The 19,877-nt window shown below is 62.9% G+C and carries 22 protein-coding genes; 20 read left to right on the forward strand and 2 right to left on the reverse strand.

Annotated elements, in window-relative coordinates:
• Nucleotides 1–121 precede the first annotated feature (121 nt).
• The 16 genes from PPGU16_RS25170 to PPGU16_RS25245 all read left to right on the forward strand — a co-directional run bounded on the left by PPGU16_RS25170 (nt 122) and on the right by PPGU16_RS25245 (nt 14,489).
• Complete coding sequence (locus PPGU16_RS25170; protein WP_091781007.1) at nt 122–439, forward strand: non-heme iron oxygenase ferredoxin subunit; 318 nt, start codon at nt 122–124, stop codon at nt 437–439.
• Between the two features lies 1 nt (nt 440).
• Nucleotides 441–752 carry a recombinase-like helix-turn-helix domain-containing protein gene (locus PPGU16_RS25175; protein ID WP_180723116.1) on the forward strand — a complete coding sequence of 104 codons (312 nt, stop codon included), beginning with the start codon at nt 441–443 and terminating at the stop codon, nt 750–752.
• Nucleotides 753–795: 43 nt separating this feature from the next.
• Nucleotides 796–1,884 carry an aromatic ring-hydroxylating oxygenase subunit alpha gene (locus PPGU16_RS25180; protein ID WP_180723117.1) on the forward strand — a complete coding sequence of 363 codons (1,089 nt, stop codon included), beginning with the start codon at nt 796–798 and terminating at the stop codon, nt 1,882–1,884.
• The gene (locus PPGU16_RS25185; RefSeq protein ID WP_180723118.1) at nt 1,877–2,644 is read left to right on the forward strand and encodes an SDR family oxidoreductase; all 768 of its coding nucleotides are present in this window, start codon (nt 1,877–1,879) and stop codon (nt 2,642–2,644) included. The genes PPGU16_RS25180 and PPGU16_RS25185 overlap by 8 nt, the downstream gene beginning before the upstream one ends.
• A 35-nt stretch (nt 2,645–2,679) precedes the next feature.
• Nucleotides 2,680–3,219: a cupin domain-containing protein gene (locus tag PPGU16_RS25190; protein ID WP_180723119.1), complete on the forward strand. Its 540-nt coding sequence runs from the start codon at nt 2,680–2,682 to the stop codon at nt 3,217–3,219.
• A 25-nt stretch (nt 3,220–3,244) separates the two neighbouring features.
• Complete coding sequence (locus tag PPGU16_RS25195; protein WP_180723120.1) at nt 3,245–4,138, forward strand: alpha/beta fold hydrolase; 894 nt, start codon at nt 3,245–3,247, stop codon at nt 4,136–4,138.
• Nucleotides 4,135–4,995: an IclR family transcriptional regulator gene (locus PPGU16_RS25200; protein WP_180723121.1), complete on the forward strand. Its 861-nt coding sequence runs from the start codon at nt 4,135–4,137 to the stop codon at nt 4,993–4,995. Before PPGU16_RS25195 ends, PPGU16_RS25200 begins: the two co-directional genes overlap by 4 nt.
• Entirely contained in the window at nt 4,995–5,801 is an 807-nt protein-coding gene (locus PPGU16_RS25205) for an SDR family oxidoreductase (RefSeq protein WP_180723122.1), read from the forward strand. The genes PPGU16_RS25200 and PPGU16_RS25205 overlap by 1 nt, the downstream gene beginning before the upstream one ends.
• Nucleotides 5,794–7,452 carry a thiamine pyrophosphate-binding protein gene (locus PPGU16_RS25210; protein WP_180723123.1) on the forward strand — a complete coding sequence of 553 codons (1,659 nt, stop codon included), beginning with the start codon at nt 5,794–5,796 and terminating at the stop codon, nt 7,450–7,452. Before PPGU16_RS25205 ends, PPGU16_RS25210 begins: the two co-directional genes overlap by 8 nt.
• Nucleotides 7,445–8,275, forward strand: a complete 831-nt coding sequence (locus tag PPGU16_RS25215) for an aspartate dehydrogenase (RefSeq protein ID WP_180723124.1) — start codon at nt 7,445–7,447, stop codon at nt 8,273–8,275. Before PPGU16_RS25210 ends, PPGU16_RS25215 begins: the two co-directional genes overlap by 8 nt.
• A 27-nt stretch (nt 8,276–8,302) precedes the next feature.
• Entirely contained in the window at nt 8,303–9,799 is a 1,497-nt protein-coding gene (locus tag PPGU16_RS25220) for an aldehyde dehydrogenase (protein ID WP_180723125.1), read from the forward strand.
• Nucleotides 9,800–9,812: 13 nt separating this feature from the next.
• Entirely contained in the window at nt 9,813–10,778 is a 966-nt protein-coding gene (locus PPGU16_RS25225) for a VOC family protein (protein WP_180723126.1), read from the forward strand.
• Nucleotides 10,771–12,027, forward strand: coding sequence for an NAD(P)/FAD-dependent oxidoreductase (locus PPGU16_RS25230; protein ID WP_180723127.1), 1,257 nt, complete (start codon nt 10,771–10,773; stop codon nt 12,025–12,027). Before PPGU16_RS25225 ends, PPGU16_RS25230 begins: the two co-directional genes overlap by 8 nt.
• Before the next feature lie 27 nt (nt 12,028–12,054).
• Nucleotides 12,055–13,458 (forward strand): MFS transporter, encoded by a 1,404-nt coding sequence (locus PPGU16_RS25235; protein ID WP_180723128.1) that lies wholly within the window; start codon nt 12,055–12,057, stop codon nt 13,456–13,458.
• 352 nt (nt 13,459–13,810) lie between these two features.
• The gene (locus tag PPGU16_RS25240) at nt 13,811–14,176 is read left to right on the forward strand and encodes a type II toxin-antitoxin system RelE/ParE family toxin (protein ID WP_180723129.1); all 366 of its coding nucleotides are present in this window, start codon (nt 13,811–13,813) and stop codon (nt 14,174–14,176) included.
• Nucleotides 14,169–14,489 carry a helix-turn-helix domain-containing protein gene (locus PPGU16_RS25245; protein ID WP_180723130.1) on the forward strand — a complete coding sequence of 107 codons (321 nt, stop codon included), beginning with the start codon at nt 14,169–14,171 and terminating at the stop codon, nt 14,487–14,489. The genes PPGU16_RS25240 and PPGU16_RS25245 overlap by 8 nt, the downstream gene beginning before the upstream one ends.
• A gap of 39 nt (nt 14,490–14,528) precedes the next feature.
• Here PPGU16_RS25245 and PPGU16_RS25250 read toward each other — a convergent pair whose 3' ends face one another.
• Entirely contained in the window at nt 14,529–15,278 is a 750-nt protein-coding gene (locus tag PPGU16_RS25250) for an SDR family oxidoreductase (protein ID WP_180723131.1), read from the reverse strand.
• Nucleotides 15,279–15,359: 81 nt separating this feature from the next.
• Complete coding sequence (locus PPGU16_RS25255) at nt 15,360–16,319, reverse strand: GlxA family transcriptional regulator (protein ID WP_180723132.1); 960 nt, start codon at nt 16,317–16,319, stop codon at nt 15,360–15,362.
• A gap of 148 nt (nt 16,320–16,467) precedes the next feature.
• On the opposite strand from PPGU16_RS25255, the gene PPGU16_RS43110 reads away from it, so the two are divergent.
• From PPGU16_RS43110 to PPGU16_RS25270, 4 genes are all read left to right on the forward strand, one after another.
• Nucleotides 16,468–16,602, forward strand: a complete 135-nt coding sequence (locus PPGU16_RS43110) for a hypothetical protein (RefSeq protein WP_274599983.1) — start codon at nt 16,468–16,470, stop codon at nt 16,600–16,602.
• A 64-nt stretch (nt 16,603–16,666) separates the two neighbouring features.
• The gene (locus PPGU16_RS25260) at nt 16,667–17,593 is read left to right on the forward strand and encodes a LysR family transcriptional regulator (protein WP_180725206.1); all 927 of its coding nucleotides are present in this window, start codon (nt 16,667–16,669) and stop codon (nt 17,591–17,593) included.
• Between the two features lie 110 nt (nt 17,594–17,703).
• Entirely contained in the window at nt 17,704–18,897 is a 1,194-nt protein-coding gene (locus PPGU16_RS25265) for a CaiB/BaiF CoA transferase family protein (RefSeq protein WP_180723133.1), read from the forward strand.
• A complete protein-coding gene (locus PPGU16_RS25270) occupies nt 18,894–19,838 on the forward strand; it encodes a hydroxymethylglutaryl-CoA lyase (RefSeq protein ID WP_180723134.1) in 945 nt (314 codons plus the stop codon). The genes PPGU16_RS25265 and PPGU16_RS25270 overlap by 4 nt, the downstream gene beginning before the upstream one ends.
• Nucleotides 19,839–19,877 lie beyond the last annotated feature (39 nt).

A 19,877-nucleotide genomic window follows, 5' to 3' on the forward strand; every position in this document is an offset into this window, starting at 1 on the left:
TGGAAGCGCAGAATTTTTATTTTGTCCGCCCGAACATGTTCCTATAATGACCATACATAAACTGATGTTCCTTAGGTGGAACGTCAAACGGTCGGAACCGGTTGGTCGGAGAAGGTGAGAAATGAGTGAACAGTGGCTTTGCGCCGGACACGCCGGCGCGCTATCCGAAGACGCGCCCGTCGAGTTCAAGCTCGGCGACGGCAAGGAAATTGGCATCTACAAGGTGGGCGATGAGGTCTACGCGCTCGAGAACGTCTGCCCGCATGCGTATGCGCTGCTGACTCAAGGCTTCATCGACGGCGACACGGTCGAATGTCCGCTGCACGAAGCCGTTTTTCACATCCCGACGGGCAAATGTCTGAAAGAGCCGGGCGGCCGCGACCTGAAGGTGTACGCGGTGCGCCTCGCGGGTGAAGAAATCCAGATCAAGGTGGAATGACATGAAAGAAGCCTTCGTGAACTTCAATCCTTTCCTCAAGCCGTGGCTCGCGCCGCAGCCGAACAACGTCGCCGGCAAGGGCGTGATCGAAAAGCCGGGCGAGACGGAAAACATGATCTGGCAGACGCGCAAGGCGGAGCCGACGCAATACGAGAACGACTTCGGCAATGCACTGGAACAGGTGTTCGAAGCCGGCGCAGTCGAGTTGCACGAAGTGGTGGCGGGTCTGAACCGGGTCGGATTCCGCACGCCGGAAGGCGCGCAGTGGAGCGAAGAGCGTCTCGCCGCGGAACTGCGGTTGCTCGCGGAATAAGCGCAGCCAGTTCAACCGATCCCAGCGAACACGGAGTTTCCCCATGACGTCCCTCAATACAACGAGCCCCGCCGCCGATCCGATTCAGGCTTATCTCGATCGCGGCATCAAGAACTACTGGTATCCCGTCGCGCCGAGCTGGCAGGTAGGCAATGCGCCTATCGGCCTCACGCGGCTCAGCGAGCAGATCGTGCTGTGGCGCGATCAGGACGGCAAAGTCCACGCGCTCGAAGACCGCTGCCCGCACCGCGGCGCGCGTCTGTCGCTCGGCTGGAATCTTGGCAATCGCGTCGCGTGCTGGTATCACGGCATCGAAGTCGACGGCTCGGGCACCGTGCAGGCCGTGCCTGCCGTGTCGGCCTGTCCGCTCGAAGGTCAGAAGTGCGTGAAGTCGTATCCCGTCGAGGAACACGCGGGCGCGATCTTCCTGTGGTTCGGCGACGACGCGCACAAGGAGCCGACGCCGCTCGCACTGCCCGACGAACTGGTCGGCGCGGAGTACTCGCAGTTCCTGTGCGTGTCGAACTGGAAGTGCAACTATCAGTACGCCATCGACAACGTGATGGACCCGATGCACGGCGCGTATCTGCACGCGACGTCGCATTCGATGGCCGAAGGCGACAAGCAGGCCGACATGCGCGTGCGTAAAACCGAAACCGGCCTCATGTTCGAGAAGGTCGGTCAGCGCGACGTGAATTTCGACTGGGTCGAACTGGGCGAAACAGGTTGCCTGTGGATGCGTCTCGCGATTCCCTACAAGAAGAAGTTCGGCCCTGGCGGCAGCTTCGGCATCATCGGCTTTGCGGTGCCCGTCGATAACGATAACTGCCAGGTCTACTTCTGGCGCACGCGCAAGGTGAGCGGCTGGCAGCGCGACGCATGGCGCTTCCTGTATCGCAATCGCCTGGAAGGCCTGCATTGGGCGGTGCTGGAGCAAGACCGCTACGTGCTCGAAAGCCTCGCACCGAACGCGCGCGAACACGAATTCCTTTATCAGCACGATGTCGGTATGACGCGCGTGCGCCGCATGCTGCGTCAACGCGCGCAACAGCACTTCTCGGAGCTTGACGCATTCAACGCGAAGCAGGCGGAAGCAGGCGCGCAAGCGTCGACGGGGCATGCTCATGCCTGATGTCACGGTCTCCAGCCTGAGCGGTTTGAGCGGTCGGCGCGTCGTCGTGACGGGCGGCGCGCGCGGGCTCGGCGCAGCGTTCATCGATGCGCTTGCTAAAGCAGATGCGCAAGTCGTGTTCGGCGATGTGCTCGAAGCTGAAGGCCGTGCGCTCGCGGAGAAGCTCGGTGCGAACGTGCATTTCATTCCGCTCGATCTCGCCAGTCCCGACAGCATCGATGCCTTCGTCACGCAAGCCGCGCAGAAGATGGGCGGCATCGACGCCCTGATCAACAACGCCGCGATCACCAACTCAGGCGGACGCTTCGCGGAAGAACTGACCACGCAAACATGGGACGCCGTGATGAACGTCAACGTGCGCGGCACGTGGCTCATGTGCACAGCAGCGCTGCCGCATCTGCGGGACTCGAAGCGCGGCGCGATCGTGAACGTTGCGTCGGACACGGCGATGTGGGGCGCGCCGAAGCTGCTCGCGTACGTCGCAAGCAAGGGCGCGGTGATTTCGATGACGCGCTCGCTCGCACGCGAATTCGGTGCGCACGGCATCACGGTGAATGCAATTGCGCCTGGCCTCACGGAAGTCGAAGCGACGGCCTACGTGCCCGCCGAACGCCACGAGTATTACCTGAAAGGCCGCGCGTTGAACCGCGCACAAGTGCCCGATGACGTAACGGGCCCCGTGCTTTTCCTGCTGACGGACGCCGCCCGCTTCGTGACGGGCCAGTTGCTGCCCGTGAACGGCGGCTTCGTGATGAATTGACCTTGCTCGAACCAGCAAACCACATGGAGAAAACAATGGCCGACGCCGATCTCGAACGCAAATCGTGGGATCAACCCGCCGACGCAAGTTTCGAACAATGGATGGACACGCGCGTCGCGCGGTTCGAAACGCGCCGCTACGACTGGGACGCGCTGAAGTTCCAGGCTGACTACGACCCGAAGTACCGTCGCGCGCAAATGCGCTATGTCGGCACGGGCGGCACGGGTGTCGCGAAAGATATGAACACGGTGCCCGCAGGCAACTTCACGTTCTCGACGATGGTGATTCCCGCCGGCAACATCGGCCCGAGCCATATTCATATCGACGTCGAAGAAATCTTCTTCGTGCTGCGCGGCAAGATGAAAGTGATCTGCGAGCGCGACGGCGAAACGTGGGAAGCCGTGCTCGGCGAACGCGATCTGATCTCGGTGCCGCCGGGCGTGTATCGCACGGAAATCAACATTGGTGAAGAAGACGCGCTGATGTGCGTGATGCTCGGTTCGTCGAAGCCGATCACGCCGACGTATCCGCCTGACTCGCCGCTCGCAAAGATCAAGCGCGATCTCGCGAAGTAAGCCCACCACTCACGAAGTCATGCCCATGTCCGCAGCCTTGCCCGTCACTGTCGATCGAACCGTCACGCTGGAAACGCGCCTCTCGCACTTCCCGGCACGGCGGATCGAGATTGCGCCGCAATGCGCGATCGGCTATCGCGAAGCGGGTGCCGCACATGCCGATGCGCTGCCGCTCGTGCTGTTGCACGGTATCGGCTCGGGCGCGGCTTCGTGGGTGCAACAACTCGAAGCGTTGGGCACGACGCGCCGCGTGTTCGCGTGGGACGCGCCGGGCTATGGCGAATCGACGCCTGTTGCATCGGCTTCGCCCGCCGCGAGCGAGTACGCGAGTGCAGTCGAGCAATGGCTCAACGTACTAAACATAGAACGTTGCGTGCTGGTCGGTCATTCGCTTGGCGCGATCATCGCGGGCTCGTTCGCGGCATCGCACGCTGAGCGCGTCGCCGGTCTGTTGCTGATTTCGCCCGCGGCGGGCTACGGCGCGGCATCCGAAGAAGTGCGCGCGTCGAAGCGCGACAGCCGCCTTGCGATGCTCGCCGAACTCGGCCCGCAAGGACTCGCGGACCAACGCAGCGCCAACATGTTGTCGCCGCACGCCGATGACGCATCGCGCGACTGGGTCCGCTGGAACATGTCGCGCATCGTGCCGCACGGTTACGCACAGGCGACGCATCTGCTCGCCAACGCCGACCTCGCCAGCGATGTCACGACGTACACAGGCCGTATCACCGTCGCGGTCGGTGCAGAAGACGTGATTACGCCACCGTCGTCGTGTGAACGGATCGCGCTCGCAGCAAACACGCGTTTGCAGATCATCCCGCGCGCGGGTCACGCGGGCTATATCGAGGCGAGCACTGACTACACCGCGCTCATCGACGCATTCTGCTGCGCGAGCGACGGCCAATGGAGCAAGGCATGACCCCCGAATTGACGGGCACTGCACCTGAAGCAGAAGAAGACCGCAACGACGCGAGCTATCGCGTGCCCGGACTCGAACGCGGCCTGCGCATTCTCACGGAGTTTTCGCCGCGCGAACCGGTGCTCGGCGCGCCCGAGTTGTCGAAGCGCCTCGGCATTCCGCGCACGACGGTGTTCCGTCTGCTGCAGACGCTCGAATCGCTAGGCTTCCTGGAGCGGGCAGATCGCGATCGTAACTATCGCCTGGGCGTCGCGGTGCTGCGCCTCGGCTTCGAATATCTCAGTTCGCTCGAACTCACCGATCTCGGCTTGCCGCTGATCGAAGGGTTGCGCGACGCGACGGGCCTGACCACGCACATCGTGATCCGCGACGGCCGCGACGTGGTGTTCGTCGCGAAGGCGCAGAGTCACGCGCCCGTGTTCAGCTCGGTGAAGGTAAACGTCGGCACGCGGCTGCCCGCGCATGCAACGACGCATGGCCACGTGCTGATGGGCGATCTGTCGCTCGACGAACTGCGTGCGCTGTATCCGGAGCAGACGCTTGAACGTTTCACCAAACACACGCCCGCCACTGTCGATGAACTGTACGAGCGCGTGAAGGACGACGCAGTGCGCGGTTTCGCGATCAGCGAATCGTCGTTTGAAAACGGCATTTCCGTGATCAGTGTGCCTGTGCGCAACGATACGGGCCGCATCGCCGCCGTCATCACGACGACGATCCCGCGTCCGCAGATCGACGCGGCGCTGCTCGATGGCGGCCTCATCGACAAGGTGCGCACTGCGGCGGAGCAACTGTCGCTGCGGCTGAACTATCGGCCGTCGGCGGAAAGCAGGTACATGAAGGCATTGGGGCTCTGATGATTCAAATCGATCTCACAGGACAGGTTGCAGTGGTGACGGGCGGCTCGTCCGGCATCGGTCTCGCAACAGCCGAACTCTTTTTGCGTGCGGGCGCATCGGTAGCGATCTGCGGGCGCGACACCGACCGGCTTGCAAGCGCCGAAGCTTCGTTGCGCGCTCAGTTTCCGCAAGCGCAATTGCTCGCCGCGCGCTGCAACGTGCTCGATGCCGATGAAGTCGTCGCATTTGCGAATGCAGTACAGCAACGCTTCGGCCGCACCGACATGCTCGTGAACAACGCAGGCCAGGGCCGCGTATCGACGTTCGCCGACACGAGCGACGAAGCGTGGCGCGAAGAACTGGACCTCAAGTACTTCAGCGTGATCCGTCCGACGCGCGCATTTCTGCCGATGCTCACGCAAGCCGCGCAACAAGGCCACGGTTCGATTGTCTGCGTGAACTCGCTGCTCGCATTGCAGCCGGAGTCGCATATGGTCGCGACCTCGTCGGCGCGCGCGGGCGTGCAGAACCTGATCAAGTCGCTGGCCGTGGAACTCGCGCCGCAGCGCATTCGCGTGAACTCGATTCTGATCGGCATCGTCGAGTCGGGCCAATGGCGCCGACGCTATCAGACGCAGGCGCAGCCGGGACAAAGCTGGGAAGAATGGACCAGCGAACTCGCGCGCAAGAAGAACATTCCGCTCGGCCGCTTCGGCCGTCCTGAAGAGGCCGCACAAGCGCTCTTTTATCTCGCTACACCCCTGTCGTCGTACACGACGGGAAGCCATATCGATGTTTCCGGAGGCGTTGCACGTCATGTCTAACAAAACCACCGTCGGCGAGCTGATCGCCGCTTTTCTCGAGCAATGCGGCGTTAAAACTGCATTCGGCGTGATCTCGATCCACAACATGCCGATCCTCGACGCGATCAACACGCGCGGCAACATCCGCTATGTCGGCGCGCGCGGCGAAGCGGGCGCGCTGAACATGGCCGATGGTCTCGCGCGCGTGTCGGGCGGCCTCGGCGTCGCGTTCACGAGCACGGGCACGGCTGCGGGCAACGCGGCGGGCGCGATGGTCGAAGCGCTGACGGCAGGCACGGCGCTCGTGCATATCACCGGTCAGATCGAATCGACGTATCTGGATCAGGACCTCGCGTACATCCACGAAGCGCCCGATCAGCTGGCGATGCTCTCGTCGATTTCGAAGGCCGCATACCGCGTGCGCTCGGTCGAGACGGCGTTGGCAACCGTGCGCGAAGCCGTGCGCGTCGCGCAAACGGCGCCGAGTGGTCCCGTCAGTGTCGAGATTCCGATCGACATCCAGGCCGCTGAAATCGAATGGCCCGTCGACATGGCTGCGCCGCACATCAACACGCTGACGCACGACGCGAAGCGCGTCGAACAACTTGCCGACGAACTCGCGAAAGCGAAGCGTCCGTTGCTGTGGCTCGGTGGCGGAACGCGTCATGCGCGTGCACAGGTCGAACGCCTCGTGAAGCTCGGCTTCGGCGTCGTGACCAGCGTGCAGGGCCGCGGCGTGCTGCCCGAAGATCATCCCGCGACGCTCGGTGCATTCAACGTGCAGCCGACAGTCGAGAAGTTCTACAAGACCTGCGATGCGCTGCTCGTGGTTGGCTCGCGTCTGCGGGGCAACGAAACGCTCAAGTACAAGCTCGCGTTGCCGCAACCGCTGTTCCGCGTCGACGCCGACGCACTCGCCGACAACCGCGGCTATCGCAATGAGCTGTTCGTTCATGGCGATGCCGTCGCCGTGCTCGATCAGCTCGCGACGCTGCTCGAAGGCCGCATGAAGATCGACCCGGCATTTGCCGGTGATCTGGCCGCGACGCGCGAAGTCGCTGTCGCTGAAACGGGCAAGGGTCTCGGACCGTACAAGCGCCTCGTCGACGTGCTGCAACACGCCGTGGGCCGCGACTACAACTGGGTGCGCGACGTGACGATCTCGAACAGCACGTGGGGCAACCGCATGCTGAAGATCTTCCAGCCGCGCGCGGGCGTGCATGCGCTTGGCGGCGGCATCGGCCAGGGCATCCAGATGGCGATCGGCGCGGCGCTCGCGGATGCGGCGGCGAAGACCGTTTGCCTCGTCGGCGATGGTGGCCTGATGGTCAACGTCGGCGAACTGGTCACGGCCGTGCAGGAAAACGCGAACGTGATGATCGTGCTGATGAACGATCAATGCTACGGCGTGATCCGCAACATTCAGGACGCGCACTATGGCGGCCGCCGCTGCTACGTGCAACTGCATCAACCGGATTTTGCGCAGTTCTGCGCGAGCTTCGGCCTCACGCACTACCGCATTTCGTCGCTGGATCAGGCTGACGATGTGATCCGCGACGGCATCGCGAAGAGCGGGCCGGTGCTGGTCGAAGTGGACATGTTGTCGGTCGGTTCATTCGCCACTGCATTCGCCGGCCCGCCCGTGCGCAAACAGGAGCCAGAACATGCCTAACGTTGCGGGCATCAATCATCACACGCCCATCGACATCGCGATGATCGGTTTCGGCGCCATCGGTCAGACCGTGTATCACGCGGTTGCTGCCGATCCGCAAGTGCATGTGTCGCATGTGATCGTGCCCGAGCATCAGGCCAACGCCGTGCGTGAGCAGGTCGGGCCGGATGTGGATGTCGTGTGGACCGTCGATGCATTGAAGTCGCGTCCGCAATTCGCGCTCGAATGCGCGGGGCACGGCGCGCTGGTGAGCCATGTCGTGCCGCTGCTGAAGGCAGGCACCGATTGCGCCGTAGCGTCGATCGGCGCGCTGTCGGATCTGAGCCTGCTTGAAGCGCTGAACGCCGCCGCTGATGAAGGCCATGCAACCGTGACGCTGCTTTCCGGCGCCATTGGCGGCATTGACGCGCTCGCAGCGGCAAAACTCGGTGGCCTCGACGAAGTGCAGTACATCGGCCGCAAGCCGCCGACGGGCTGGCTCGGCACGCCCGCCGAGCAACTCTGCGATCTGCAGACGCTGACGGAAGCGCGCGTGATTTTCGAAGGCAGCGCGCGCGAAGCGGCGCGCCTGTATCCGAAGAACGCAAACGTCGCGGCAACTGTCGCGCTCGCCGGTCTCGGCCTCGATCAGACGATGGTGCGTCTGATCGCCGATCCCGCCGTGACGCGCAACGTGCATCGCATCGTCGCGCGCGGCGCGTTCGGCGAGATGTCGCTCGAAATGAGCGGCAAGCCGCTGCCCGACAATCCGAAGACCTCTGCGCTGACCGCGTTCAGCGCGATCCGCGCGCTGCGCAATCGCGCGGCCCGCTGCGTGATCTGAAGATCTGACAGTCAAAGGAAGTACGACATGCCCCACACCGACATCATTTCGAGCCTCGTGCCCACCGCCGACATTTTTGTCGGCGGCGAATGGAAACGCGGGCGCGGTGCACTGTACGCGAGCATTTATCCCGCTGACGGCTCGGTGAACACCGAAATCACGACGGCCGATGCCGACGATGCGCGCGAAGCCGCCGAAGCCGCCGACCTCGCGTGGCGCCAGCCGAACTGGTCCGGTCTGAAGCCGCATCAGCGCGCGCTGATTCTGTATCGCATCGCCGATCTGATCATGGCGAAGCACGAAGCGCTCGCACAACTGCAACGCCGCGACAACGGCAAGCCGATTGGCGAAACGCGCGTACTGGTCGCGAGCGCAGCGAACACGTTCCGCTATTTCGCGGCGTGCCTCGAAACACTCGACGAAGAAGTGACGCCCTCGCGCGGCGACTATCTGACGATGAGCGTACACGAGCCGATCGGCGTGATTGCGGCGATTACGCCGTGGAATTCACCCATCGCTTCCGATGCGCAAAAGCTCGCGCCCGCTTTGGCTGCTGGCAATGCCGTCGTGTTGAAGCCCGCTGAAATAACGCCGCTGGTGTCGCTCGCGCTTGCTCGCATCTGCGAGGAAGCGGGCGTGCCGAAGGGTGTGGTGAGCGTACTGCCCGGCAAGGGCTCGGTGATCGGTGATGTGCTGGTGCGCCATCCGCTCGTGAAGAAAGTGTCGTTCACGGGTGGCACGGAAGTGGGGCGCGGCATCGCGCGGATCGCGGCGGACAAGTTGATGCCTGTGTCGCTCGAACTCGGCGGCAAATCGCCGACGATGGTTTTCGACGACGCCGATCTCGATCATGCAGTGAACGGCGTGTTGTACGGCATTTTCAGTTCGTCGGGCGAAGCGTGCATCGCGGGTTCGCGTCTGTTCGTGCAGCGCTCGATCTATCCCGAGTTCATGAAGCGGCTGACTGCGAAAGCGCGTGAGTTGCGCGTCGGCGATCCCGCGAGTGAAAGCACGCAGATGGGTCCGCTGATTTCCGCGAAGCATCGCGAATCGGTTGAGCGTTATGTCGCGCTGGGTCTCGAAGAAGGCGGCCGTTTGCTGTGTGGTGGCGAACGGCCTGTCGGCAATAACCGCGAACAAGGCTTCTTCTATCAGCCGACGATTCTCGAGGGCCTGTCGAACAACGCACGCATTTGCCAGGAAGAAATCTTCGGGCCCGTGCTGGTCGCGATGCCGTTCGACGACGAAGCGTCGCTGCTGAAAGAAGCGAACGACAGCGTATTCGGTCTCGCCGCCGGCATCTGGACGCGGGACTACAAGCGCGCATGGCGCGTCGCGCGCGCGCTCGAAGCGGGCACCGTCTGGATCAACACGTACAAGCTGTTCTCGATTTCGACGCCGTTCTCAGGCTGGAAAGAAAGCGGCATGGGCCGCGAGAAAGGCCGCCTGGGCATTCGTGAGTACATGCAGCAAAAGAGCCTCTACTGGGGCTTGAACGACGCCCCGTTGGCTTGGGCGAACTGAAGAGGCACGCAACATGAGCATTCTCGGCATTGAACAGATCACGTACGGCGTGACGGATCTCGATACCTGTCGGCGCTTTTTCGCCGACTGGGGCATGAAGGAAACCGCGCACGACGAAACGCGCGCGCGCTTCGAAACATTGAACGGTTGCACGGTGCTCGCGGTGATGGCGAACGACCCGTCGCTGCCGCCCGCGTTCGAAGAAGGTCCGACGCTGCGCGAAGTGACGTGGGGCGTCGCCACGCCCGCCGATCTCGACAAATACCGTGCGAGTCTCGAAGGCGCGCAGGGCTATTACTCGAACGACGACGCCGTCGGCTGCATCGATCCGAACGGTATGGCGATTCGCGTTGAAGTGACACGCAAGCGCGCCGTCGATGTGCATGGTTCGCCGTCGAACGTATGGGGCCAGACGCTGCGTGTCGATACGCCTAGTCCGATCTACGAACGCGCGGAACCCGTCGAAGTGGGCCACGTCGTGTTTTTCACGAACTGCCTCGCGGAGCAGGAGACGTTCTATCAGGAACGACTCGGCTTCGAGATGTCGGACCGTTATCCGGGCCGTGGCGCATTCATGCGTTGCGCGCCGCACGGCGGCCATCACGACATCTTTCTGCTGCAACTGCCGACAGGCAAGCGCGGATTGAATCACGTTGCGTTCACCGTGCGCGACATCCACGAAGTATTCGGTGGCGGCATGCACGTCAGCCGTTGCGGGTGGGATACGCAACTCGGGCCGGGACGTCACCCTGTCTCGTCCGCGTACTTCTGGTACTTCCAGAATCCGGCAGGCGGACTGATCGAGTATTACGCCGACGAAGATCAACTCACGCCCGAATGGCAGCCGCGCGATTTCGAACCGGGTCCGACCGTGTTCGCCGAATGGGCGATCGACGGCGGTATCGACGGCAACACGCGCCGTCAGAAGAACGCGAAGGCGCCGGAAGGCAAGTTCATGACGGAGCGCAAACATGACTGACGCTGCCATTTCAAACGCTGCGAGCAACGCGGACGTGCCGCAAACGATCGTCGTGATCGGCGGGGGGCAGGCTGCGGGCTGGGTCGTGAAGACGCTGCGCAAGACGGGCTTCGAAGGCCGTCTCGTGATGATCGCGGATGAGATTCATCTGCCGTATGAGCGGCCGCCGCTGTCGAAAGCGGTGCTGTCGGGTGATGCCGACATCGATACGGTGCGCCTCTTCGCAAGCGACGATTTCGCTTCGCTCAACGTCGAAGCATGGCAGCCGGACGTTGCGACGCAGATCGACCGCGCACAACGCATCGTGCGTACGCAATCGGGACGCGAAGTGCAGTACGACCGGCTCGTGATCGCAACGGGCGGCGCGGCGCGCAAGCTGCCTGCGTCGTTGGTGAAGACGGATCACATCGCGTATCTGCGCACGTTGGACGAAGCGTCGGCGCTCGGCGAGCGTTTGCGCGCTAGCAAGCATGTGCTCGTGATCGGCGGTGGATGGATCGGTCTCGAAGTCGCGGCGACGGCGCGCAAGCTCGGCGTCGCGGCGACGGTCGTGGAAGGCGCGCCGCGTCTGTGTGCGCGTTCGGTGCCGCCTGCCGTATCGGACTTCCTGCTCGATCTGCATCGCTCGAATGGCGTCGACGTGCGTTTGTCCGCTGCGTTGACGTCGCTCGACACGCATCCTGACGACGCGAGCAAAGTGCGCGCGACGCTTGCGGACGGCACATCCATCGATGCCGATTTCGCCGTGGCGGGCATCGGTCTGACGCCGCATACGTCGCTGGCTGAAGCGGCCGGCTTGCCTGTGAACGACGGTATCGTCGTCGACGAACACGGCATGACGAACGACCCGCGCATCTTCGCTTGCGGCGATGTCGCGAATCATCCGAGCGCGTGGTTGAAGCGTCGCGTGCGGCTCGAATCGTGGGCGAATGCGCAGAACCAGGCGATCGTCGTCGCGAAGGCCATGCTCGGTCAGTTCGAACCGTATGCGGAGATTCCGTGGTTCTGGTCGGATCAATACGACGTGAACCTGCAGATTCTCGGCGACATTCCCGCCGATGCCGAACTCGTCGTGCGTGGCGATGTCAGCGCGCGCCGCGCGACGCTCTTTCATGTCGCGGACGGTGGCGTGCGCGGCGTGATTGCGATCAACACGCCGCGCGATCTGAAGCTCGCGCGCAAATGGATGACCCAGGGGCGCACGGTCGATGTGGCGGCTCTGGCCGACGCCGACAAGGCGCTTGCCTAACCACAGTACGGGGCGGAGAAACGACGCATGAGCACTATCGACAACACGTTTGAGGCACACAGCAGCGCCGGTGTCTCCCATCCCGCGACGCGCGGCTCGATCATTGCGCGGCTCGAACGATTGCCCGCGAATGCGATGCTGGTGCGCGCGCGCATACTGATCGGCCTCGCGACGTTCTTTGACGGCTTCGACGTCATCGCGATCGCCGCGACGCTGCCGATCCTGATCGGCAAATGGCATCTGACGCCGTGGGATGTGGGCCTGATGATCGGCGCGAGTTCGGTCGGCCAATTGATCGGCGCGTTTCTGTTTCCGTGGTATGCGGAGCGTCACGGCCGCGTGAAGGCGATCGCGCTGAGTTCGGGGTTGATCGGTGTGACGAGTATCGCGTGTGGTTTTGCACCGACATTTGCAGTGTTTTTCGTGTTGCGCATCGTGCAGGGCATCGGGCTGGGTGGCGAGTTGCCCGTGGCCGCGACGTACATCAATGAAATCTGCCGCGCGCATGGACGCGGGCGCTTCGTGCTGCTGTACGAGATCGTGTTCCCGGTCGGCCTGCTTGCGTCGAATGCATTGGGCGCGTGGATCGTGCCGCGCTTCGGCTGGGAGGCGATGTACTTTATCGGCGGCATGCCGTTGATCCTGTTCTTCGTGCTGCGCAGGCTCGTGCCCGAATCGCCGCGCTGGCTCGCAGAACGCGGCCGCATGAACGAAGCCGCCGATGCCGTGCACGCTTTCGAGCGCACCGCCAAAAGCGCGCTGCCGCCGATGCAAGATCCCGCTGATTTCGAAGCGATGGCTGCGCGCCACCCGAAACGCAAGATGCGCGATCTGTTCGGCAAGGCGTACTGGAAGCGCTCGGCGGCTGTCGCGATGCTGTGGATGACGTGCGGCGTGATCCAGTACGGTCTGTCGACGTGGCTGCCGACGATTTATCGCACGGTGTATCACGCGCCGTTGCAACTGGCGCTGAATCTGGCTGTTGCTGCGTCCGTGCTTGGCGTGCTCGGTTCGCTGCTGTGCGCGATGCTGGTCGACAAGGTGGGCCGCAAGCCGATCATCAACTGGTCGTTCATGTTGTGCGCGTTGTCGCTGGTGTTGGCGGGCGTGTTCCATGACGCCTCCGTTTATGTGGTGGCGACGTGCTGTGCGTTCGCGCTCGGCTGGCTGGCGTGTGGGTTCATCACGGCTTATGTGTACACGCCTGAGTTGTATCCGACGAGTATTCGCGCGTTTGGGTGCGGTGTTGGCGGCGCGTGGTTGAAGCTTGCAGCGATCTTTGCGCCGACGCTGGTGTCGAAGACGATGGTCGGCGGGAATCTCGATGTGGCGTTTTATCTGCTTGCCGTGGTGCCGTTTCTTGCGGCGCTTGTCGTGCAGTTTCTGGGGATCGAGACGAAGGGGAAGGTGCTGGAGCAGCTGGAAGCCTAGGCTTCTCTGACGTGTTTTATGTCGGGCCGCGATGCGCAGGTTCTGCGTATCGTGGCCCGAGTTGTTTTGAGGTGAGGGTTTTCGGGAGTGAGTCTTTGGGTGCGTTTCGAACGCACCTCAAGCTGCATCGGCATGGTTCGAATGATCTGAAAACGCCCGTTTCAGCCCATTTCCACACGCTTTTAGAGGATGACGAGCAGGCAGAATGAGGCATTTGAGAAGCACGCAACCTGTAAAGGTGAGGGTTTTCGGGACTTCGCTACGGGAGGGGTTCCCGCGGTCGTGACATGTCTCCACTTGAAAAATATACCACTAAGTGGTATATTTCATCACGTCCACGACTTGACCTCAAATGAAGAAAAAGGCGCTGCGGGTTTTCAAAACGGCCTGGTTCACCAAAAAGGCCAGGTCTGCGGGTATCCCAGACGCGGAGCTATGCAAGGCTGCGAGAGAGCTGACCGACGGACAAGGCGACGACCTCGGTGGGAACGTCTGGAAAAAGCGTCTGGATAAGAACACGAAGCGAGGCATCGTCGTCAACAAGGTCGGCGATTTTTGGGTGTTCGTCTACGTATTTGCGAAGAGCGCCCGCGAGAACATTGACGATCGCGAGTTGCGCGGTTTCAAGAAGCTTGCCCGGGACTACGGTGCGGCGAAGCCCGCCGACATAGACTGGATGTTGGAAGCGAAGGAACTAGTGGAGATCTGCAATGGCTAAGACACGTTCTAGAAGCGATGCGTCAGAAGCTATTCATAGCGCTGCTTCCGGCTTGCATCGGGCCAATGTCATCGACAAGAAAACGATGCGCGAGTACGACGAACTCTGCATCGAAGAAGTACCGGAGTTCAATGCAAAAGATATTGCGCGTATCCGTAAGGGCGTGAACGTCAGCCAAAACGTGTTCGCGCTCTATCTCAACACGACGGTGTCGACGGTACGGCAATGGGAGCAGGGCGACAAGAAGCCGAGTGGGATTGCCGCGCGTCTGCTTCAGCTCATTCAGAAGAACGGTTTGGCGATATTCGGGTAACGAAAGCGAAGCCGTAGGTCTGCCCGTTGGGCAGACCCCTCAACCCTGCGGCAACTCCCGCACATCGGCCGTCGCCACTGCCCCAAACGTGTCGCTCAACACGTAATCAACCAGCTTGCCCGCCGACTCTTCCGGCGTCGCCAGCTTCCCGCTGCGCTTCAGTTCTTCGAACTTCTCGCGCATCGGGAATTTTTCCAGACCTGTCGAGCGAATCTCCGCCTGCATGTTCGTATCGACGACACCCGGCGCGACGCTGCAAATACGCAGCGCGCGATTCTCGTCGAGCGCGACAGAACGCGCATGGTGATCGAGCGCGGCCTTCGTCGCGCAGTAAATGCTCCACCCGGAATAAGGATGGCGCGCCGCGCCACTGGAAATATGCACGATGCGCCGGTCGCTCGCATCCGGGCTGGCCGTGGCGAACGCGCTCGCCAACATCAACGGTGCCGACACGTTCAGCGTCACAGCTTGCGCAATCGCGGCAACGTCTTGCGCTTCAATGGGCCCGATCGGCTGGACCATGCCCGCATTGTTGAACAGCAACGCGGTCTGCGCACCCTTCAGGAAGTTGCGCAACGTGTCGCCCGCGAGCAATTGCGTGAGGCTTTCGGCATCCGCCAGATCGACCGCGACCTGTTCGAAGCCCGCCTGATTCGCGAGCGCTTCGTTGCGCGAACGGGAAATGCCGAGCACGGCGATGCCTTGTGCCAGCAGCCGATGTGCGAGCGCCTCGCCGAGACCACGCGTGTGACCCGTGACGATGGCGCGAACGGAAGTAGTAGCGTTCATGTCGATGTGCTCGATATTCAATGAGACCGTTGATCAGCGCACCATTTTCTCACGCGCATTCGACGTGTGCAGGCGCTTCGTTCATTCCTGGCGAAACCGCTCGCGATACTGTTTAGGTGTCGCGCCAATGCGCTTGGTGAATACGATGCGCATGCGGTCGGCCGTGCCGAAGCCGCAATCGTAGGCAATCGTTTTGAGCGCCGCGCCGCTGCTTTCGAGCAGCTTGCGCGCCGCATCCATCCGCGCCCGCTCGACGAACTCATGAGGCGTCACGCCCGTTTCCTGCACGAAGATGCGCGCGAAATTGCGTGCGCTCATGCCCGCCACATCCGCGAGTTGTTTGACCGTGAAGTTGTTGCGGATGTTCGTCATCACATGTGCCTGGATCTTCGCCACAGGCGAGGCCTCGTCGGCGGGCGCAGTGAGGTAGGGGCTGAATTGCGACTGCCCGCCCTGGCGCTGCGAGAACACCACCAGGCGTTTCGCGACCTTTAGCGCCGTCTGCGGGCCGTGGTCTTCCGTCACGAGCGCGAGCGCGAGGTCGATGCCCGCCGTCACGCCCGCCGACGTCACGAGCCGCTCGTCGCGCAGATAGATGCGGTCGAAATCGACGCGCGCTTTCGGAAACTGCGCCGCGAGCTGCTGCGCGTGCTGCCAGTGCGTCGTGACGTTGCGATCGTCGAGCAGTCCCGCGTGGCCCAACGCGAACGCGCCCGTGCAGATCGAGCCGTAGCGCTCGCATTGCGATGCGACATTCGCCAGCCAGGCCGTGAGACGCGCGTCGGGCGTGCTTTCCGGCAAGGCGGGACCGCCTGCGACCAGGGCGAGATCGAACGTGCTGCGTGGCTGGTCGAAGGTTTCGTCGGCGACGAACCGGATGCCATTCGACGCGCGCAGCGGCGCGCTGTCCGCGGCGAGCAGCGCCACGTCATAGCGTTCCTTGTCGCCGATGAACAGATTCGCCTCGGCGAACACATCGAGAGGACCGGCGACATCCAGCGCCTGGACGCCCGGAAAGATCGCTATGGCAACGCTCGGCATTCAGTGACCTCGCAGACAACGCGTAATGGAAAACGGCAGCAGACGACGTGTGGTTGGCAGGTTACGGCGGTGAGCGCAGGTTGAAGGCAGCGGCCTCAAAACCAATACTGAAGCCATCGACAACCATGAATCACCGGAGGAACCCAGGATGGAACAGGATAGCAAATCTGCTTACAACGCCGACGCCGAGGGCCGCGACGCGCACGACGAACAACTGATGGACGAAGCGCTGATGGACACTTTCCCCGCCAGCGACCCGATCGCGCCGATGTGTTTCGATTGACTTCGAGCGCAAGCGGCAGGCTCGCGGCACAATATCACGCAATCCAATGCGCTAATTGTCCGTCATGGTCCTGAAGAACCTGCTTCGCCGCCTCGACCTCACCACGCTGCAACTGTTCATCGCCGTGTATGAGGAAGGCACGCTGACGCGCGCCGCGGAACGCGAGGCCATCGCCGTCTCCGCCGCGAGCAAGCGGCTGCTCGAACTGGAGCAGGCCGTCGGCGCGACGCTGTTTCAGCGCAACGCGCGCGGCATGACGCTCACGCCCGCGGGCGAAACGCTGCTGCATCACGCGCGCCGCGTGATGCGCGGCATCGAGAACATCGGTATCGAGCTTGCAGGCCACGCGAGCGGCGTGCGCGGTTATGTGCGGATGATGGCGAACCTCTCCGCGATCGTCGAGTTCTTGCCCGAAGATCTGCGCGCATTTCTCGCCGTCAACGAACAGGTGAAGATCGACCTCGAAGAGCGGCCAAGCGGCGGCGTAGTCGAGGCGGTGGCGGACAGTCTCGCCGATCTCGGCATCTGTTCCGGTGAAGCCGACGCGCGTGGCCTCGAAGTGACGCATTACCGGCACGACATGCTGTGCGTCGTGATGCGCGACGACCATCCGCTCGCTGGCCGTACGAGTGTTGCGTTCGAAGACACGCTCGACAGCGATCACGTCGGTCTGCATTCGGCCAGTTCGATCAACGCGCGCACGCACATGGCGGCGCGCCAGGCGGGCAAGGCACTGAAGCTGCGCATTCACGTGCCGGGCTTCGACGCCGTGTGCCGCATGGTGCAGGCGGGCATGGGCGTCGGCGTGCTGCCCGTCAACGTGTATCGCATCATGGGGCGGCCGCTGGGACTCGTGTCGGTTGCGCTCGAAGACGAATGGGCCGAGCGCAGCCTCATCATCGTTACGCGGGATGCGGCGCGTCTGTCGCCCGTCGCGAAGCTGCTGTTCGATCATCTGTCCTCGGTGGAAGCCTTGTCCAGCAAGGCTTAGCGCCGAGCGTTCGCGAACCGCGAACGGTCCTTGGCGAAATGCGGTTGGACGCCCCGGCGGCCTCGCTTCTACATTTGTCTCCAACGTGAAACAAGATTGGAGACAGCATCATGAGTGGTCCGTTGCAGGGTATTCGCGTCGTCGAGATCGGCACGCTGATCGCAGCGCCGTTCGCCGCGCGCCTGCTCGCCGAGTTCGGCGCCGAAGTCATCAAGATCGAAGCGCCCGAAACGGGCGACCCGTTGCGCAAATGGCGCAAGCTGCATGAAGGCACCTCGCTCTGGTGGTATCTGCAATCGCGCAACAAGAAGTCGATCTGCGTGAATCTCAAGTCGGAAGAGGGCGCTGATGTCGTCAAACGTCTGGCCGCCGATGCCGACGTCGTCATCGAAAACCTGCGCCCAGGCGCGCTCGAAAAGCTCGGCCTCGGCTGGGACGTACTGCACGCCATCAACCCCAAACTCACGATGGTCCGCATCTCCGGCTATGGCCAGACGGGCCCGTATCGCGATCGGCCGGGCTTCGGCGCGATCGGCGAAGCAATGGGCGGCATCCGCTATACGACGGGCGATGTCGACGGCGCGCCCGCTCGCGTCGGCGTGAGCCTCGGCGATTCGCTTGCTTCGCTGCACGGCGTGATCGGCGCGTTGATGTCGCTGCTGCGCGTGAAGACTGGACAGGGCGATGGACAGATCGTGGACGTGTCGCTGGTCGAAAGCGTGTTCAACCTGATGGAAAGCCTCGTGCCCGAATACGATCTGCTCGGCCATGTGCGCGAGCGCAGCGGCGGCGCGCTGCCGGGCATCGCGCCGTCGAACACGTATCGCACGGAAGATGGCGGCTTTGTCGTGATCGCGGGCAATAGCGATCCGATCTTCAAGCGCCTGATGCATGTGATCGGCCGCGCCGATCTCGCCGACGATCCCGCGCTGGCTCGCAACGACGGCCGCGTCGCGCAAAGCGCGATGCTCGATGCCGCGATCACGGCGTGGACCTCGCATCAATCGATCGACGACGTGCTGGCCGCGCTCGAACGCGCCGAAGTGCCATCGGGCCGTATTTTTTCAGTCGCCGATATCGTCGCCGATCCGCACTATCAGGCGCGCGAGATGTTGCTGAAGGCCGATCTGCCGGGCGGCGCGTCGGTGAAGATGCCGGGCATCGTACCGAAGCTGTCGGAGACGCCGGGTGAAGTGCGCTGGCAAGGTCCGACGCTTGGCGAGCATACGTCGAGCGTGCTCGCCGATCTTGGCTACGAGCAAAGCGAAATCGAGCGGCTGCGCCGCGAAGGAGCTGTGCAATGAATGACGACATTCAGTTCGACAAGCTGATCGTGCAGGAAGTCGCGCCGCGCGACGGCTTGCAGATCGAACCGACGTGGGTCGAAACGGCCGACAAGATCGCGTTGATCGATCAGTTGTCGACAGCGGGCTTCACGCGCATCGAGGCGGGCTCGTTCGTTTCGCCGAAAGCGATTCCCGCGTTGCGCGACGGCGAAGCGGTGTTCACGCAGATCCAGCGCCGCGAAGGCGTGATCTTCGTCGCGCTGGTGCCGAACGTAAAGGGCGCCGAACGCGCGCTCAATGCACGCGCCGACGAGTTGAACCTCGTGATGTCCGCGAGCCAGACACACAACCGCGCGAACATGCGGATGAGCTGCGAGGCGTCGCTGGATGCATTCGGCGATATCGTGCGGCTCGCGAAGCATTTCCCAGTGTCGTTGAATGCGACGGTGGCGACGGCGTTCGGTTGCCCGTTCGAAGGCAAGATCGACGAAGACCGTGTCGTGTCGATCGTCGATACATACCGCGAGATGGGCATCGACGGCATCACGCTTGCCGATACGACGGGCATGGCGAATCCTCGCCAGGTTGCGCGGCTGGTCAAGCGCGTGCTGCAACGCGTGCCCGCCGATGCGCTCACGCTGCACTTCCACAACACGCGCGGCCTTGGGCTCGCGAACGTGCTGGCCGCGTATGAAGTTGGCGCGCGCCGCTTCGACGCGGCGCTCGGCGGCCTCGGCGGCTGCCCGTTTGCGCCGGGCGCGTCGGGCAACATCTGCACGGAAGACCTCGTCAACATGTGCGACGAGATCGGCATTCCGACAGGCATCGATCTGCAAAAGCTGATCGCGCTGTCGCGCACGCTGCCCGCGTTGCTCGGTCATGACGTACCGGGCCAACTGATGAAAGCGGGCCGCAATTGCGACGTGCATCCCGTGCCGGATTACGTTCGCGCTATCTGAACTTCACCCGACCAACAACACCGACGACCGGACGACGAA

Source organism: Paraburkholderia largidicola, from assembly GCF_013426895.1.
GTDB classification, from domain to species: Bacteria; Pseudomonadota; Gammaproteobacteria; order Burkholderiales; family Burkholderiaceae; genus Paraburkholderia; species Paraburkholderia largidicola.